Raw genomic sequence first — 17,693 nt, forward strand, 5'->3', positions numbered from 1 at the left:
TGCCGAATCAATTGGGCGCGCTCGCGTCCCGCTTGCGGGCCTGATCCAGATCCTCGCACAGTTGCGCCGCGCCCTGCGCGATGCGCGGCGCGGGACGCGTGAGCAGATCGCCATCGACGGAAAAGAGGTTGCCGTGCTTGACGGCCGATAACGCTGGCCATGCACGCCAGCTTTCGAGCGTGGGTAGCGGATGCTCGGGCGCGGTAGCGCCTTGCGACGACGTCACGATCGCATCGGGGTTCGCCGCGAGCACCGCTTCGGTCGAGACGGTCGGCACGAGTGGCTTCAGGGCCGCGAATACGTTGCGCCCGCCGCACAGCCCGATTACGGCGCTGACCATGTGCTCGCCGTTGAGGGTCATCAGCGGTTGATTCCACACCTGGTAGAAAACGCGGACCGGCGCGCGGTTCGCGTAACGCATGCGCAATTGCGCGATGTCGCGGCGAAAGGCCTGGGCTGCGGTCTGTGCGGTCGGCGACGTGTCGAGCAGCACGCCGAGGCGCGTGAGCGACGTCGCGATGTCGTCCAGCCGCCTCGGTTCGCTGAAGAACAGGGGGATGTGCAGGTCGCGCAACCGGTCGATCTGCTGGTCGGTGTTGCCATGCTGCCAGACCACGATCAGGTCCGGTTTGAGCGCGGCGATGCGTTCGAGGTCGAGCGCGAGGCTATCGCCGACGCGCGGCACACGCTTTGCGGCACCGGGGTAGTCGCTGTAGCTCACTGCGCCGACTAGCCTGGCACCTCCGCCTGCCGCGTAGATCAGTTCGGTGACATGCGGTGCGAGGCTGATCACGCGCTGTGCGGGCGCGCGGAGCGTGACGGTGTTGCCGGCGTCGTCGACCGCGCTGACCGACGCCAACGCGGCGTGCGTACCGAGCGTGAGCGCCAGGCCCGCGAGAAGGCGCCTCATCGCGACACGGCTGCCGGATCCGTGCGGCCTCACGGCGATTTGAGCGTAAGCGGCAGGCCGGCGGCGACGAGCGTCGCGCGGTCCGCGAGGGCGGCAATGCGCTGGTTCAGCCGGCCGAGTTCGTCGACGTAAAGACGCGTGGCCGCGCCGAGCGGCACCACGCCCATGCCGATCTCGTTACTCACGACGAGCACCGTGCCTTGCGCGCGCGCGCAGGCGGCGGTAAAGGCATCCAGGCGCGCGGACCAGTCCGGTAGCGGAACTTCGGAGTCGCGCGGGCAGAGCAGGTTGGCGAGCCAGAGCGTCAGGCAGTCGATCAGCACGCATCGGCCCGCAGCGGCGGCGCTGTCGAGCGCGCCCGCAAGATCGAGCGGCGCCTCGACGAGCGCCCAGTGCGCAGGTCGCCGCGCGCGATGATGCGCAACGCGCGCGGCGAATTCGTCATCCGCGATGCGCGCCGTTGCGATATAGGTGACCGGCAGGCCGCTTTCGAGGGCGAGGCGCTCGGCGTGCGCGCTCTTGCCCGAGCGCGCGCCGCCGACGATGAAGGTGAGGTCGCGCGAAATCATCGCGTGATTGTACCGGCGTGTACTGGCGCGGCCATGCCGGTCAGTAGAGCACCATCTGCGTGCAGCGAAAGAGCGCGATGGTCTTGCCGTCGGGCCCGCTCACCGTCGCGTCCCAGACCTGCGTGCTCCGGCCGAGATGGACGCCTGTCGCGACCGCCGTGATCGTGCCTTCGAGCGCGGTGCCGAGAAAATTGCTCTTCAGCTCGATCGTCGTGAAGCTTTTTGCGCCCGGCGGCAGGTGCGCAAGGCATGCGTAGCCGCAAGCCGTGTCCGCGAGCCCGATCACGGTTGCCGCGTGGAGGAAGCCGTTCGGCGCGAGCAGATCGTCGCGGACGTCGAGTTCGGCGCGCAGCACGCCCTCTTCGAGCGCCGTCGCGCGAAAGCCCAGCAGATCCGGCAGGCGGCCGCGCTGGCGCTCGCGCAGGGAGTCGATCGTGACATCGGTTCGCAGCTTGCTCATGGTCGAATGTTCCGTGGAAAATGGGGGGCAATGATGGTGGCCGTACGTCCAGGGCTTCGGCGGCGACGGATTTGCCGATATTATCGGGCGGTTGACTCAGGGCGCGGGGCCATTCCGGTGCGCGGGCGATCAGCCTGAGCGCCGCGGCGAGCGGCCCGCGTCGCGTGACGGACGCATCTGGCAGACACATCGGCAATCCGGCTGGCCCGCGTGCCAGCCATCCTGACGGGAGTATTCATGACGGTAATCGTGGTGGCGAATCCCAAGGGCGGCGTCGGCAAGAGCACGCTGTCCACCAATCTGGCGGGCTTTTTTGCCGCGCAGGGCGAGTGGGTGGCGCTCGCCGACCTCGACCGGCAGCAGTCCGCGCATTCGTGGCTCGACCTGCGGCCCGAGACGCTGCCAGCCATCGAAAGCTGGAACGTCGACCTGGACAACCCGCAAAAGCCGCCCAAGGGGCTCGAGCATGCGGTCATCGACACGCCCGCCGGCCTGCACGGCAACCGGCTCGGCACGATCGTCGAACTGGCGGACAAGGTGATCGTGCCGCTGCAGCCGTCGATGTTCGACATCCTCGCCACTCAGGACTTCCTCGACCGGCTCGCGAAGGAAAAGTCGGTCCGCAAGGGGGCGATCGAGGTCGGTGTCGTGGGCATGCGGGTGGACGCGCGTACGCGCTCGGCAGACCAGCTGCAGCGTTTTGTCGAGGGGCTGAAGCTGCCAGTGCTCGGTTATCTGCGCGACACGCAGAACTACGTGCAACTGGCGGCGCACGGGCTCACGCTGTGGGACGTCGGGAAGAGCCGTGTGGAGAAGGATCTGGAGCAGTGGCAGTCGATCCTTGCCTGGGTCAACGGGAAATGACCGGCAGGCGCGTGCGCGAGGCTGCCCGAACGGCGCGCGCGGCCCGCAAAGAACCAGGCGGGGCGCCTGAAAGCGCCCGGCAAGCGCGGGCGGCCGAGGCAGGGCGCCCGCCGCCTGCAGCCGGACTTCAGGTCCAGTTTTGGGTCGGCACGTGGTCGCGGCTGCCCTTGATGCGGTTGCTTTCGTCGACGAACACCAGGTCCGGCTTCCAGCCCGCCTTGAGCTCTTCCTCTTCCACGTTCGCGAAGGCCGCGATGATCACGAGGTCGCCCAGTTGCGCGCGGCGCGCGGCCGAACCGTTCAGCGAAATCATGCCGCTGCCACGCTCGCCCTTGATCGCGTAGGTGGAGAAACGCTCGCCGTTGTTGACGTTCCAGATGTCGATGCGCTCGTTTTCGACGATGTTCGCCGCTTCGAGCAGGTTTTCGTCGATCGCGCACGAGCCTTCGTAGTGCAGTTCGCAGTGCGTGACGACGGCGCGGTGGATCTTCGACTTGAGCATGTGGCGTTGCATGAGACTTCTCCTCTCGCGAGCGGGCGTGCGGCCCGTCGCAGGTCAGGCCAGGGGCGGCGAGGCTGCAGCCCGTAAAGCAGGTGTCAAAACAGGTTCTGCACGTGGCCGCGTTCGGACGCGGCGGCAGGGTCAGATTTCGAGGTTGTCGATCAGGCGCGTCGCGCCGAGTTTCGCGGCGGCCAGCACGACGAGCGGGGCCTCGGCATCGCTCGCGACGCCTGGGGCCGGCGGCAGCAGGTCCCCGCGCTTGCGGATCGCGATGTAATCGGGCTTCCAGCCGCGTGCGGCGAGGGTCGCCATCGCGTCGAGTTCGATTTGCTGGAAGTCGCGGCGGCCCGAGAGAACCGATTCGCGCACCGCGCGCAGCACGCCGGCCAGTTGCGGCGCTTCCGCGCGTTCGAGTTCCGACAGATAGCGGTTGCGCGAACTGAGCGCGAGGCCGTCGGCGTCGCGCACGGTTTCGGCGGCGATGATTTCAGTCGGCAGCGCGAACTGCTGGCACATCGCCCGCACGATCATCAGTTGCTGGTAATCCTTCTTGCCGAATACGGCGACGCGCGGCTGCACGCACGACATCAGCTTCATCACGACCGTGCAGACGCCCTCGAAGAAGCCGGGGCGGAATTCGCCTTCGAGGATGTCGCCGAGGTTGTGCGGCGGGTGGACGCGATATTCCTGCGGCTGCGGGTACATGTCGACCTCGGTGGGCGCGAACAGCACGTAGACGTTTTCCTTTTGCAGCTTGTCGATGTCGGCCTGGAGCGTGCGCGGATACTTGTCGAAGTCCTCGTTCGGGCCGAACTGGAGCCGGTTGACGAAGATGCTCGCCACAACGGGATCGCCGTGCTGGCGCGCAAGCCGCATCAGCGACAGATGGCCCTCGTGAAGGTTGCCCATGGTCGGCACGAACGCGGTGCGGTTTTGGCCGCGCAACTGGTCGCGCAGTTCCTGAATCGAGCTGATGACTTTCATGATCGGGTGCGTTATGCCTCGCTCGGGGCAAGACTTGGGTTACAGCCACCGGCGGCCAGGTGCGGCGGGCCGGTTCGGGAGCCGTCTGGAGCCAGGCTGGGCCTGTTCGGAGCGGCGGCGCTCGCCTGGCTGCTGACGGCAGGGCAGGCGCGGGCGATTGTAGTGGATTTATCCGGGCAGCGCAGCCGCCTCGGTCACGAAGGCGTAAGACAAAACGCCGGTTCGGAGCGGGAAATCGGGGTCATGCCGGGGCGCGTAGAGCCCGCGGGCCGGGCGGCATCCGTCGGCGCCGCGGTGCGTCTACTGACGAGGCCGCTCATACGCGCCGGGTGCAGCGGTATCGCGCCGACGGCTCAGGCCGGCAGGTAGGCGAGCCTGACGTAGATCGGCGCGAAGGGTTCGGCCTGGGTAATCTCGATCAGCGATTCACGCGACAGTTCCAGCATGGCGATGAAGTTCACGACCACGACCGGCACGCCGCGCGTGACGTCGAAAAGCTCCGAGAACTCCATGAATCGCGAGTTCTGAAGCTTGCGCAGGATCGTGCTCATGTGCTCGCGCACCGACAGCTCCTCGCGCGAGATCTTGTGGTGCTGCACGAGCTTCGCGCGCTTGATGACGTCGGCCCATGCGGCGCGCAGGTCGGCCGTCTCGACGTCGGGAAAGCGCGGCGTGATGCTCTGCTCGATGTAGACCTCGGCGCGAAGGAAGTCGCGGCCCAGTTGCGGGAGCTGGTCGAGGCGTTGTGCAGCGAGCTTCATCTGCTCGTATTCGAGCAGGCGGCGCACGAGTTCGGCGCGCGGGTCTTCGGCTTCGTCGCCCGTGTCGGCCTTCTTGACCGGCAGCAGCATGCGCGACTTGATCTCGATGAGCATTGCTGCCATCAGCAGATATTCGGCCGCGAGTTCCAGATTGGTCTTGCGCAGTTGCTCGACGTAGCCGAGGTACTGCGTGGTGACATCTGCCATCGGGATGTCGAGGACGTTGAAATTCTGCTTGCGGATCAGGTAAAGCAGCAGGTCGAGGGGGCCTTCGAAGGTCTCGAGAAAGACTTCGAGCGCATCCGGCGGGATATACAGATCCTGCGGAAGCTTGAAGAGCGGCTCGCCGTATAGACGCGCGAACGCGACGCCGTCAACCGTGTCGGGCGTCGAGTCGGTTGCGGGCGCCGTCAGCGCCTCGTCCGCCGCATTGTGCGCCGGCGCGCTCGCGGCGTGACCCGCCTCGTGCGCGCTGGCCCCATCGGCCTCGGCCATCAGAAGTTCTGGTAGTAGACGTAGGAAGTCTGCTTGACGCGCGAGGACTGCGTGCGTTCGCGCTCGTCGAGATCCAGAGGCTGCTTGTCCCACAGGAGCGAGCGGCCCTTGCGCTGCTGCTCCTCAAGTTGCGGCTGTTGCTGCTTGAGCTGATTCAGGAACTGCGTAATGTCCGACTGATACATGGCCGACGTCCGTCAAAAATGGCGGGCTGCACCACTGCGCGCCCGCCGCTGTTCATGTAGCCGGCAATTTTACAGCAAGCGACGCCTACGGAACATCCGGCGCGGGAGGTGCGTGGTCGGGGCGAAGTCCGGGCGCAGTGGGGACGCAGTCGGGACACGGTCGGGGCGCAGTTGGCGCCGCGCGTGCGATTTCCTCTGACGGAATGGGGGCCACTGCAGTCGGCCCGGAGATGCACTTGCTGCTCTTTGCGCGTCGTTCCTGGGTTTGAGGGTGCTGATGTGGTGAAATAACACGTTTGCGCCCCCAGACCCGCCACGCGCTGCCATCGCGCGCGGCACGGCGCCGGGCGGCCAGTTCGACCAAGGCCGGAGGTTTTGTTTGGCGGGATCGGTGATCGAAGCTTCGTGCGCAAGGCGGCGTCCCTCGGGGGCGGCGCGGTCGGCGCGCGCCGGCAGCTCAGCCACGGCTGGCGGCGCAGCGGTGGGGCGCAGCCGGGGAGCGGTCGCCGCCCGGTTTGCTGTCTGCTTTTCCGCCCGGTTTGCGGCCGGATTCGCAGCCGCTTTTGCATCCAGTTACGCAGCCCGTTCAGCAGCCCGTTACGCCGCCAGTTTTGCCGCCTGGCTTGCCGTCGCGTTCGTCGCGGGCCTGTTCACCGCGACATCCGCGCAAGCCGCATCGGACAGCTGGCTGCCGTGGGCCCGCGCGCGCACGTATTACGACGTCGAGATCGATGCCACGCCGCGCGAGTTGCGCAAGCTGCTGGAGACGCATCTCGACATCGCGCGCTTCGCGACGCGCAACGACATCAGCGACGACCAGTACGAGTTCCTCGTGACCGCCACGCCGCAGCAGGTGCGCGACCTCGCGTCCACGGTCGGCTATTTCACGCCGGTCGTGCGCACCGACTCGAAGATCGTGGACGGCAGGCGGCGCGTGCGCGTGAGTATCGATCCGGGTCCTCGCACGACGATCTCGTCGGTGACGCTCACGTTCCGCGGCCCCGTGCTCACCGAAGACAAGGCCCAGGAGAACGCCGCCCGGTTCGCGTTCTCGCTGCATGATGGCGATCCGTTCACGCAGTCGGGCTGGGACGACGCCAAGAACGGGTCGCTCAAGGCGCTCCAGTCGCGGCGCTACCTCGGTGCGAAGATCGTGCAGTCGGAGGCGCGCGTCGATCCGCTGAAGCGCGATGCGCAGCTTTCGGTGACCTACGACAGCGGCCCGACTTTCACGATGGGTGAGCTCGACGTGCAGGGCATGCGGCGTTATCCGACGTTCATCGTGGCCAACGTCAATCCGATATCGCCTGGCGAGATCTACGACGCCAATCGCGTGACGGAACTGCAGCGCCAGATGCAGAACACGCCATATTTCGCGAGCGTCGCGATTGCCGTGGACGACAATCCCGAGAAGCCGCAGCAGACGCCGCTGCACGTCAAGGTAAGCGAGTTCCCCTATAACAACTTCCGTGGCAGCTTCGGTTACTCGACCGATACCGGCCCGCATGTGCAGGGCTCCTACACGTATCTGGACACCTTCGGCGCCGCCTGGCCATTCCAGATACAGGGCCGGCTCGACCAGATCCAGCAGTTCGGCCAGCTCCAGCTCTCGATGCCGCCGGGGCCGCGCGCCTGGACCAACAGCGCACTCGTCTCGTACACGACCACCGATGTGTCCGATACGAAGATCTTCAGCCTTCGCGGGGGCGTGCAGCGCGCGCGTACAGCGCAGAACATCGACATCGCGTACTCGCTGCTCTACTACCAGGACCGCCTCGAGCAGAATGCCGCGCCGCCATCGATAGCCCGCGCGCTGGTGCCATCGTGGGCGTGGACGCGCCGTAGCGTCGACGATCCGATATTCCCCCGCTCGGGCAACATTATCCGCGTGGAGGCCGGCTTCGCCGTGAAAGGCGCGATCGCCGACGCGACCTTCATCCGCGGCTACATGCGCGGTCAGCAATATCTGCCGATCGGTCGCAGCGACCTCATGCTGTTTCGCGCGGAAGCCGGCGGCGTGTTCACGGGCGCCAGTTCGAGCGACATTCCGGCCTCGCTGCTGTTTCGCGCGGGCGGCTCGAATTCGGTGCGCGGCTATTCTTTCCAGAGCATCGGTAACAATGTCGACGGTTCGATTTTGCCGACCAAATATCTCGTCACAGGTACGGCGGAATATCAGCACTGGTTCAGCCACGACTGGGGCGGCGCGGCGTTCTTCGATATCGGCACCGCAACCGACACCTGGGGCGAAAAGGTCTTCGATCCAGGCGCGGGTATCGGCGCACGCTGGCGCAGCCCGGTCGGTCCTGTCAATCTCGATGTGGCGTATGGCTTTCGCACGCACAACGTGCGGCCCTATCTGACGCTCGGGATCGCTTTCTGATGATGACGCACGCCACGTTTCGCTTCATTTCGATGCCGCCGCCCGCCGGGAGGGCCGCCGCATGAGTGCGCGTTTCGTCGTCCGATTGCTGGCGCCTCTCGCGGTTGCGCTCGACGCGCCAACGCCCGGCGCCGGTGTCCCGCCCGAAGGGCCGCCTCCCGCCGATCCTGGCGGCGGTGACGGGCCGCCCGCGCCGCCGCCACGCCGCCCGCACCGGATCTGGCACTCGCTCGTGTGGGCGGTGGCGGCGCCGGTCCTGATCCTTGCGCTCGCGGCGGCGCTGCTCTACGGCGCTGTGACCACCGAACGCGGCACGGCGCTCGTGTGGCGCGCTGCGGTGAAGGTACTCGGCGGGCAGCTCGCGGGCACGCTCGATGGCGGCACGCTCGCGACGGGTCTGCAACTGCGCAACGTGCGCTGGCGCGGCGCCGACGGCACGACTTTCGCCGTCGATCGCGCGAGCGGCAAGTGGGCGCTCTCCAGCCGGCCGTGGCACTTCGTCGTGGACTATCTGCATATCGGCGACGTTGATCTGCGAATCGTGCCGTCCGCCGAGCCGTCCACGCCGATGACGCTCCCGAAAGACCTGCAATTGCCGCTCGCGCTCGACATTCGCGACCTGCGAGTGGCGAAGCTCACGCTGCACCAGGGCGCTTCGACGACCGAATTCTCGCGCTTCGTGTTTCACGCGCGCAGCGACGGACGGCACCATGCGGCCACCGTCGAGCAACTCGACACGCCGTTTGGCGCGGTGAACGCCAGCGCAAAGCTCGATGGCGTGCGGCCATTCCCGCTCTCGGGCGAGCTCGGCTATGCGGGAAAGGTCAACAACGAGGACGTCCAGGTCAACGGGCGTATCGGCGGGACGCTCGAGGCGCTGACCGCCGACCTCGACGCGACCGGCATGAAGCTCGCAGGACGTGCGCATATCGTGGCGGCGCCGTTCGCGGCCGTGCCGCTCGAACGCGCGATGCTCGCGTTCGATCACGTCAATCCGCAGGCCTTCGCGCCCGGTGCGCCGTTTGCCGATCTCGCGCTGCGCGCCGATCTGAAGCCGGTGGAAAGTCCGGCTGGCAGCGCGAATTCCGCGGGCACGGCGCCGACGACGCCCGCACCCGCTGCCCACACCGGCGCGAATAACCGCGCTGCCGGTTTTACGGTCGCTGGCAACGTATCGATCGTGAACGCGAAGCCGGGTGCAATCGATGCGAATCTGCTGCCGCTCGTCTCTGCGCGCACGGACGTCGTGCTCGACGCCCATACGCAGCGGCTCGCCAACCTCGACGTGCGGCTCGTGAAGGACGCCACGCTGACGGGCGGCGGGACGATCAGCGGACGCAACGGCCGCTTCGACCTCAAGGTGGCGCGGCTCGATCTGAACGCGCTCGAAGCGCGCGTGCGCCCGACCCAACTGGCCGGGCCGATCACGGTGCATCTTGCCGGCGATGTTCAGAGCATCACACTCGACCTCGCCGACCCACAGGCCGCCCTGCGCGCGCAGGGCAAGGTCACGTTCGATCCGGCGCGACTCTCGTTGAGCGACGTGCGCGTGAGTTCGGGCGCGGGGCGGATCGACCTGTCTGGCGCGATCAAGCACGACGCGAATTCCACGTACACGCTCAAGGCGGCGATGACCGATTTCGATCCGCTCTCGCTCACATCGCAGGCGCCGCCGCGCGCAGCGGCGAGGCCGTCAACGGCACCTTTGGGCGCGGCGCGCAACCGGCCTGCGCACGCGGCTGGAAGCAACGCTCCGAGCCTTGCGCAATTGCCTGAACAGGCTGACGCACTGAGCAGCGCACGCAACACGACGCGAGACGGCACGTCGACGCCTTCCCCGGTATCGCGCACCGCGCCGCGCCGCATCGAGGCGCGCGTGAACGGTACGGTCGACGCGAACGGCACGCTCGCGCCCGTGTTCACGACGAAAGCCCAATTCAGGCTCGGTCCGAGCGTCTACGACGGCCTGCCGCTCACCGGCGAGGGCGTCGTCCAGCTCGCGGGCTCGCGCATCCTTCCGAGCGAGGCGCATCTCTCGGTGGCGGGCAACGACGTGGCGCTGCAGGGCAGCTTCGGCGCGCCGGGCGACCGGCTGCGCTTCACGGTGGACGCGCCGCAACTCGACCGGCTCGGCTTCGGCGTCGCGGGGCAGGTCGCGGCGAGCGGCGATCTCTCCGGTACCTTCGCGCAACCCGACGTCGCGCTCGATTACAAAGCCGCGCACGTCGTCTTCGGCGACAACCGGCTCGGCCACGCGCAAGGGCATGCGGAACTGCGCGCCGGCGCGAACGGCGCGCTCGCGTTCAGCACCGACGCCAGCGAGATCGCCGTCGCAGGCGTCGAGGTCTCGACGCTGACCGCGCGGCTCTCGGGCACGCGCGCGAAGCACACGCTCACTGCGAGCGCGAAAGGCAAGGTGCAGGGCCAGACGGTCGACGTTCAACTCGCTGCAAACGGCGCGCTCGCGGACACGCATGACGGCACGCGCTGGACCGGCACCGTCACGCAATTGCAGAATCGTGGCGCGCCGGCTATCGATCTCGAAGCGCCGCTTGCGGTGAGCGCGGGCGCCGGCAAGGTGACGCTCGGCGCTACGCGCCTCGTGGTCGAAGGCGCATCGCTCGATCTCAAATCGTTCGATCTCGACAACGGCCGCATCCGTTCGGCGGGGTCGCTCACCGGTGTGTCGCTCGCCCGCGTACTGCAACTGCGCCAGCAGCTCACGGGCGTGCAGTCGAACCTCAAGACCGACCTCGTCTTCGACGGCGACTGGGACTTCTCGATCGGCGCGAGCGCCACGGGCCACGTGCAGATCGGGCGCCGCTCGGGCGACATCACGGCCGAGGTCGGGCGCGGACTCGCCTCGCTCGGCATCAGCGACATCAACGCGCGCGCGGCATTCAGCGGCGGCAACCGGCTCGACGTGACCGCGCACGCGAAGGCGACGCGCGTCGGCACGCTCGACGTCGCGACATACACGTCGCTCGTGCCGCGTGACGGAGTCCTCACTATCGCGGAGGAGTCACCGCTCGGCGGCACGATCGTCGCAAACGTGCCGTCGCTCATGACCACGGGCGGACTGTTCGGCCCGGGCTATCTGCTCGATGGCCACATCGCGCTGCAGCTTGTGCTGAACGGTACGGTTGCGCAGCCGGCCGTATCGGGGTCGCTCGTCGGTGACCGCATTTCCGCGACGCTCGTCGACCAGGGGCTCCAGCTCAAGGACGGTGTGGTCCGCGTGCTGCTCTCGCACAACCTCGTCGACTTCCAGCAGGTGGAATTTCATGGCGCGAGCGGCACGCTGCGCGCCACGGGGCGCGTGCGGCTCGACAACAACGAACCCGATCTCACGGCGAGCATCGTCGCCGACAAGCTCGAGTTGTTCGCCTCACCTGACCGGCAGATGTCGCTCTCGGGTAGCGCAAGTATCGCGAACCAGGGGCAGGCCGGCGGCCTGCAGATCAACGGCAAGTTCACCGTCGATCACGCGCTGTTCGACATGCCCGAATCGCCCGCGCCGGAACTGAGCGACGACGTGGTGATCGTGCGTCCGGACGGCACGACACGCGGCGGCCCGCCGCCGCTGGACGTAGCGGCGGCGAAGGCCGGGACGAGGCCGGCGTCGCGTTTCGCGCCGAGCGCGAACATCGGCATCGACCTTGGCCGCAGCTTCCGTTTCCGCGGCAGGGGCGCGGACCTCGGTCTCGCGGGCATTATCACGGCGATGAGCGAACCCGGCGTGCCGCTGCGCGCAGTGGGCAACGTGCGTGTGACAGAAGGATCGACGTACACGGCGTTCGGCCGCAAGCTTGCCATCGAGAACGGCTTCTTCACGTTCAACGGCCCGGTTGCGAACCCGGGCATCAACATTCTCGCGATGCGGCGCAATCAGCAGGTCGAGGCGGGGGTGCAGGTGACGGGCACGATCCAGTCGCCCGTTGTGAAGCTCATCTCAGAACCCACCGTGCCCGACAACGAAAAGCTTTCGTGGCTGCTGTTTGGCCACGGCACCGACCAGGGCAATAACCTCGGCCAGCAAAGTGCGATGACGTCGGCGCTCGCGCTACTCGGCAGTGCGAGCGGCAAGCGTATTGCGCAGTCGGTGGGGCTCGACGAATTTTCGATTGGGCGCAGCGAGGTGGGGCTTACCGATCCGCAGGTTGTGATGATCGCGAAGGTGATCAACGAGTGGCTCGTGATCGGATTCGAGCAGGGGCTGCAGTCGGCGTCGAACGCGGTCAAGGCGACTGTCAATCTCTCGCGGTACTGGTCGGTGTCGGCGTATGGCGGTACGTTTTATGGCGCTGATCTTTCTTATACGCGGCGGTTTGACCGGATTGGGCGGTAGGGGGGCGAACGGCTGCTACTGCCATTGCGTCTGCAGAACATCGAGATCGCAGACCCACACAGTGTCGATGGCATAACCTCGGTCACTCGCCGCTGCCGTAAGGCCGGGTGATCACTTCGAGGTAGTGGCCGTCAGGATCGCGAAAATAGACGCCACGCCCGCCATCGTTGTGGTTGATCTCACCCGGCCGGCTACCCCTCGGATCGGCCCAGAATTCCAGTCCGCGATCCTTGATGCGGGCGAAGACAGCGTCGAAATCAGCTTCGCTGATCAGGAAGGCGTAGTGCTGCGGCTGGATGTGGCCCGCAACTTTGGCAAAGTCCAGCGAGACGCCGTTGTCCAGCTCGACGACGTCAAAGTGGCCGAAGCGATCCGGCGCCGGCCGGCCCAGCATGTCGGCCAGAAACCTGGCTGAGGTGCTCTGGTTCGAGCACCACACAATGGTGTGATTGAGCTGGGCGACCATAACGTGGGCTCCGGCGACTGGGGAATACAGTGATTGGAGTGTGGTGACGATCCGTTTCAGTCGCGACGTCAGTGCGTGACGTGCTGAGACGATGGCAAAGGCGGACAGACTGTCGAGCCGGCACTTGAAGGGTCGATACTTGAGTATAGCCGTCGTTCGAATGTCCGCTGGAGGGCCCTGGCGTACGTCGCCTCCTGGTCGCCCTCTGCCCCGATTAACAGGCCAAACGCAGCGTCGCGCGGGCGTCACCCGGCGGGGTGCAACGTCTGGGCCTGCAAAGCCGGATCATCCAACACACGCACGTCTCTCGAGTACGTGCCGAGGCATCACTTCAAACCCAGCCGCAACGCCAGACGATGCAGGTTCCCCGGATCAAGCGATAGCTGGCGCGCCGCTGCGGCCCAGTTGCCGTCACAGTCGTCGACTGCCTTGCGGATCATCCTGCGCTGAAAGGCGCTGGTGGCGTCGTTGAGGCCCATCTCTTGCACGGTATCGGGCGTCGCCAACAGTGGAGCGTGCCGGGCGACCGGCTGCCCATCGCCCGGACAGATGTGCCGCTCATGGATGACCGCCGCATTTCCCCCCTGTTCGGCGCGCGCAAGCACAGCGGCGCGGCGCAAGACGTGCTCCAGCTCGCGCACGTTGCCGTGCCACTGACGCGCGGTCAGCGCATCCAGCGTATCCTGGTCGATCGAAAGGGTATTGAGACCCATCGTGCCGCGCCAGCGCTCAAGGAAAAATCCCGTCAGCAGGGGAATGTCCTCGAGACGCTCGCGCAGCGCCGGTGCGTGCAGCGGAAACACGCTCAGTCGATGGTACAGATCGGCGCGGAACTGGCCCGCGACAATTTCGGCCTTGAGGTCCTTGTTGGTGGCGGCGATGACACGGACGTCGACCTTGCGCTGGGTGTCGTCGCCGATTCGCTGCAGGTCGCCATATTGCAGTACCCGCAGCAGCTTGGCCTGCAATGACAGCGGGAGTTCGCCGATCTCGTCGAGAAACAGCGTGCCCTGGTGGGCCAGCTCGAACTTGCCGGTGCGATTGTGGATGGCCCCGGTGAAGGCGCCTTTCACGTGGCCGAAAAGCTCGCTCTCGGCCACGTTCTCAGGCAGCGCTGCGCAGTTCAGGTAGACGAGCGGGCTCGCCCGGCGCGTCGAGCCGATGTGGACCGCCCGCGCGATCAGCTCCTTTCCGGTACCGGTCTCGCCGAGGATCAGCACGTTGAGATCCGTGACCGCCACGACGTCGATCTCGCAGCGCAGCCGCTGCATGGCCTCGGATTCCCCGATCATCTCGCCCTCGCCGGCGGTTGCGGCAAGTTGGCGCACGGGCGGCGTTCCGGCCCCGTGCGGGTCGCTCGCCATCTGCTCCAGCAGCAGCGCGTTCGCCAGTGCCGCCGAGGCCAGCGCGCCGATCAGACCAAGATCTTTGTCATCGAAGTCGTCGAACTGCGAAGGGTTCAGGCCATCGATGGTCAGCGCACCAATGAGCACCCCTTCGCTCAGCAGCGGGATTCCCATGCAGGCGTGTACGGGCAGATAGCCGAGGCTGGCAATCAGGTTGTCGTAGGGGTCGGGCAGATCGCTGTCCGGCGGAAAGCGCACGACATCGCCCGCGCGCGCAATGGCTTCCAGACGCGGATGCTCGCTGACGCGGAAGCGCCGGCCCATGACGTCGGGCGACAAGCCGTCCATAGCAAGCGGGACGAATGTGCCGCGGTCGTAACGCAGCAGCGCGGAGGCGTCCGAGTGGAATAGCTGTCGCACGCTCTGAATCATCTGCTCGAAGCGCTCGCTATGAGAATTGCCCCGCTGCAGATCGAGGGCGATACGGGTGAAGGTGTCGGCACTAAGCATGATTGTCGAACTGACAATTCGATTGTCAAAAGCACAATCCGCGATTGTAGTCCTTTTGACAATGGGTGTCCCGAAGACGCCAGTGAATCAGCGGTTTTCGGGCTGGCACGCTGTTTGCGTTAGTTGTCCCTGCAACTGCACACACACCAAAGGAAACACCATGTCAATTCTGGTCAAAAACAACGTTCACTGGGTCGGTCAGCGCGATTGGGAAGTGCGCGATTTTCACGGGACCGAATACCGTACGTTGCGGGGCACCAGCTACAACAGCTACCTGATCCGCGAGGAGAAGACCGTCCTCATCGATACCGTGGATCATCGCTTCAGCCGTGAATTTATCCGTGACCTGGCCGCCGAAGTCGACCTCAGCACGATTGACGCCGTGGTGATCAACCATGCCGAGGAAGACCACGCTGGCGCGCTGGGCGAACTCCTCGCCCTGATTCCCGGTACGCCGGTCTACTGCACGAACAATGCGCTCGACTCGATCGTCGGCCACCATCACCATCCGGAATGGAATTTCCAGCCCGTGTGCACGGGCGACAAGCTGGACATCGGCAATGGCAAGCAGCTCGTCTTCATCGAGACGCCGATGCTGCACTGGCCCGACAGCATGATGACCTACCTCACCGGCGATGCCGTGCTGTTCAGCAATGACGCCTTCGGCCAGCACTACTGCGACGAACACCTGTTCAACGATGAGGTCGATCAGGGCGAGCTGATGGACCAGTGCCTGCGGTACTACGCGAACATCCTCACGCCGTTCAGCCCGCTGGTGACGGCGAAGATCAATGAGGTGCTCGGGTTCGGCTTGCCCGTCGACATGGTGGCCACCGCACACGGCGTGGTCTGGCGCGACAACCCGACCCAGATCATCCTGAAATATCTGGAGTGGGCGAACAACTACCAGGAAGACCGCATCACGCTGTTTTACGACTCGATGTCGAACAACACGCGCATGATGGCCGATGCAATTGCTCAGGGCATCCACGAAGCCGACCCGCTCGTCACCGTCAAGATTTTCAACGTCGCCCGCCACGACAAGAACGAAATCCTCTCGAACGTGTTCCGCTCGAAAGGCGTCCTCGTGGGTTCATCGACGATGAACAACGTCATGATGCCCAAGGTGGCCGGCATGCTGGAGGAAATCACCGGGCTGCGGTTCCGCGGCAAAAAGGGTTCAGCGTTCGGCAGCTTCGGGTGGGCCGGAGGCGCGGTCGATCGCATCCAGACCCGTCTCATGGATGCGGGCTTCGATATTGCCCTGTCGCTGAAGGCCAAGTGGCGCCCCGATGCCCGGACGGTCGAACTGTGCCGCGAGCACGGCCGCCAGATCGCCCGCCAGTGGGCGCTGCGTCGACTTGAGCCGGCCCGTAGCCTCGCGACACACGGCGCGGCGAATGACCCGGCCGTCAGCAAAGTCCCCGCCGCAAGCAAAGCCCCGGCCGCCACGTGTGCTGGCGAGTCCATGCTGTGCACGGTGTGCCAGTGGGTGTATGACCCAGCGCTCGGCGAGCCGGATCAGCTCGTGGCGCCCGGCACGCCTTGGGACGCTGTGCCCGAGACCTTCCTGTGCCCGAAGTGCGGCATCGGTAAGGCTGTGTTCGAACCGGTATTGGGGAAGGCTGCAGCATGAACCGCACTATCACAATCGTCGGCAGCGGTTTCGCTGCCCAGCAACTGGTGCGCAGCCTTCGCAAACGCGACACCGATGTGCCGATCCGCATGATCACCGCCGACAACGGCGATGAATACAACAAGCCTGATCTGAGCCACGTGGCCAGCCGCGCCGCCACGGCTGCGGGCATGCCGTTGCGTTCGGGAGAGGCGTTCGCGGCGGAACTGGGCATTACGCTGCAGGCGCGCTGCCGGGTCGAGGCCATCGACCCGGTGCGCCAGGTACTCGTGACTTCGCAAGGAGAGTGCGTCTACGAGCAGTTGGTGCTGGCCACCGGCGCACGCGCGGTGCGGCCTGCGGTAGCGGGTTCGCATCTGATGCACACGCTCAACAGTCTGGAAGAATTCGCGAGGCTCGAGCCGCAGCTTGCGGCGGCGCGCAGCGTACTGGTGCTCGGGGCAGGCCTCATTGGAACGGAGCTGGCGATGGATATCGCCAGTACCGGTCGTGAGGTCACGCTCGTCGATATCGCTCAGAGCCCGCTCTCCGCGCTGCTGCCTGCTGCGTTGAGTCAGCCTCTGATCAACGCGCTGCAGGCCGCCGGGGTACGGCTGCAACTTGGCCGCGGCCTGCACTCGATCGAAAAAGCGGGCGATGGCCTCCAGGTCAACATGAGCGATGGTTCGAGCAGCCACCACGACCTGGTCCTCGCCGCGATAGGGCTTGCACCTGAAGTCTCGCTTGCCCGCGACGCGGGGATCGACGTCGGGCGCGGCATCATCGTGGACGAACACCTTCGCACCAGCGTCCCCGATATCTACGCGCTCGGTGACGGCATGGAATTCCAGGGCACGCTCCTGCCTTTCCTGCAGCCCGCCTTGCTCGGGGCCACCGTGCTGGCGGCAACCCTGCTTGGCAAGCCGACACCGCTGGTGCTCCCGCATATGATGGTGCGCGTCAAGACACCGGCCTACGTCATGCAAATGGCCGGACGCACGCGCGGCGAGGGGCTCTCCTGGCAGTCCGAATGGAATGCGAGCGGTATGCTCGCGCGTTCCTTCGATGCGGCAGGCAAGTTGTGCGGTTTCGTCGTCGGCGGTGATCGGATAAGTCAGGCTTTTGCCGTGTACCGTGAACTTCCGCGGCTAGCTGCCTGAACGGGAGGCCGTAACGCGGGGGATCTCCCGCGTTACGGCAGTTCGCTACGCGCCTCAGGCTGTCGGGGGGATAGACAGCACGTGCGCGCCCTGGCGCGATCTCGTACGCAACCGCTGGCGCGACGGTCGTTTCCC

14 protein-coding genes are annotated in these 17,693 nt (G+C 66.2%); 5 read left to right on the plus strand and 9 right to left on the minus strand.

The genetic code is table 11. From position 1 onward, the window contains the following. Positions 1-7 precede the first annotated feature (7 nt). Genes D1Y85_RS05335 through D1Y85_RS05345 form a run of 3 tightly spaced genes read right to left on the minus strand, consistent with a single transcriptional unit; the run spans position 8 to position 1,939 of the window. The gene (locus D1Y85_RS05335; RefSeq protein WP_124149999.1) at positions 8-910 is read right to left on the minus strand and encodes a cobalamin-binding protein; all 903 of its coding nucleotides are present in this window, start codon (positions 908-910) and stop codon (positions 8-10) included. Between the two features lie 29 nt (positions 911-939). Then, positions 940-1,479, minus strand: a complete 540-nt coding sequence (gene cobU / locus D1Y85_RS05340; RefSeq protein ID WP_124150000.1) for a bifunctional adenosylcobinamide kinase/adenosylcobinamide-phosphate guanylyltransferase — start codon at positions 1,477-1,479, stop codon at positions 940-942. Between the two features lie 40 nt (positions 1,480-1,519). Beyond that, positions 1,520-1,939 carry a PaaI family thioesterase gene (locus D1Y85_RS05345; RefSeq protein ID WP_124150001.1) on the minus strand — a complete coding sequence of 140 codons (420 nt, stop codon included), beginning with the start codon at positions 1,937-1,939 and terminating at the stop codon, positions 1,520-1,522. A 237-nt stretch (positions 1,940-2,176) separates the two neighbouring features. Between D1Y85_RS05345 and D1Y85_RS05350 the strand changes: the two genes are divergently transcribed. Beyond that, entirely contained in the window at positions 2,177-2,803 is a 627-nt protein-coding gene (locus D1Y85_RS05350; protein WP_124150002.1) for a ParA family protein, read from the plus strand. Between the two features lie 127 nt (positions 2,804-2,930). Here the strand turns inward: D1Y85_RS05350 and panD are convergent, their stop codons facing one another. The 4 genes from panD to D1Y85_RS05370 form a co-directional block, all read right to left on the minus strand. Beyond that, entirely contained in the window at positions 2,931-3,317 is a 387-nt protein-coding gene (gene panD, locus D1Y85_RS05355) for an aspartate 1-decarboxylase (RefSeq protein WP_124150003.1), read from the minus strand. A gap of 129 nt (positions 3,318-3,446) precedes the next feature. Then, positions 3,447-4,289 (minus strand): pantoate--beta-alanine ligase, encoded by an 843-nt coding sequence (gene panC, locus D1Y85_RS05360; RefSeq protein WP_124150004.1) that lies wholly within the window; start codon positions 4,287-4,289, stop codon positions 3,447-3,449. 353 nt (positions 4,290-4,642) lie between these two features. Beyond that, on the minus strand, positions 4,643-5,545 hold the full coding sequence (locus D1Y85_RS05365; protein WP_246024792.1) for a segregation and condensation protein A: 903 nt from the start codon (positions 5,543-5,545) through the stop codon (positions 4,643-4,645). After that, positions 5,545-5,730, minus strand: a complete 186-nt coding sequence (locus D1Y85_RS05370; protein WP_124150005.1) for a DUF3460 family protein — start codon at positions 5,728-5,730, stop codon at positions 5,545-5,547. The genes D1Y85_RS05365 and D1Y85_RS05370 overlap by 1 nt, the downstream gene beginning before the upstream one ends. Before the next feature lie 688 nt (positions 5,731-6,418). On the opposite strand from D1Y85_RS05370, the gene D1Y85_RS05375 reads away from it, so the two are divergent. Both D1Y85_RS05375 and D1Y85_RS05380 read left to right on the plus strand, forming a co-directional pair. Further along, complete coding sequence (locus D1Y85_RS05375; RefSeq protein ID WP_246024801.1) at positions 6,419-8,113, plus strand: autotransporter assembly complex protein TamA; 1,695 nt, start codon at positions 6,419-6,421, stop codon at positions 8,111-8,113. Between the two features lie 61 nt (positions 8,114-8,174). Next, complete coding sequence (locus D1Y85_RS05380; RefSeq protein WP_124150006.1) at positions 8,175-12,461, plus strand: translocation/assembly module TamB domain-containing protein; 4,287 nt, start codon at positions 8,175-8,177, stop codon at positions 12,459-12,461. 82 nt (positions 12,462-12,543) lie between these two features. Here D1Y85_RS05380 and D1Y85_RS05385 read toward each other — a convergent pair whose 3' ends face one another. Both D1Y85_RS05385 and norR read right to left on the minus strand, forming a co-directional pair. Continuing rightward, positions 12,544-12,927, minus strand: coding sequence for a VOC family protein (locus D1Y85_RS05385; RefSeq protein ID WP_124150007.1), 384 nt, complete (start codon positions 12,925-12,927; stop codon positions 12,544-12,546). 326 nt (positions 12,928-13,253) lie between these two features. Further along, a complete protein-coding gene (gene norR / locus D1Y85_RS05390; RefSeq protein ID WP_124150008.1) occupies positions 13,254-14,783 on the minus strand; it encodes a nitric oxide reductase transcriptional regulator NorR in 1,530 nt (509 codons plus the stop codon). Here norR and norV point away from each other — a divergent pair. Both norV and norW read left to right on the plus strand, forming a co-directional pair. Beyond that, positions 14,782-16,419 carry an anaerobic nitric oxide reductase flavorubredoxin gene (norV, locus tag D1Y85_RS05395; RefSeq protein ID WP_246024793.1) on the plus strand — a complete coding sequence of 546 codons (1,638 nt, stop codon included), beginning with the start codon at positions 14,782-14,784 and terminating at the stop codon, positions 16,417-16,419. The genes norR and norV overlap by 2 nt on opposite strands. Further along, complete coding sequence (gene norW / locus D1Y85_RS05400) at positions 16,416-17,558, plus strand: NADH:flavorubredoxin reductase NorW (RefSeq protein WP_124150009.1); 1,143 nt, start codon at positions 16,416-16,418, stop codon at positions 17,556-17,558. The genes norV and norW overlap by 4 nt, the downstream gene beginning before the upstream one ends. Positions 17,559-17,693 lie beyond the last annotated feature (135 nt).

It is taken from the genome of Paraburkholderia dinghuensis (genome assembly GCF_003837865.1).
GTDB lineage: Bacteria > Pseudomonadota > Gammaproteobacteria > Burkholderiales > Burkholderiaceae > Paraburkholderia > Paraburkholderia dinghuensis.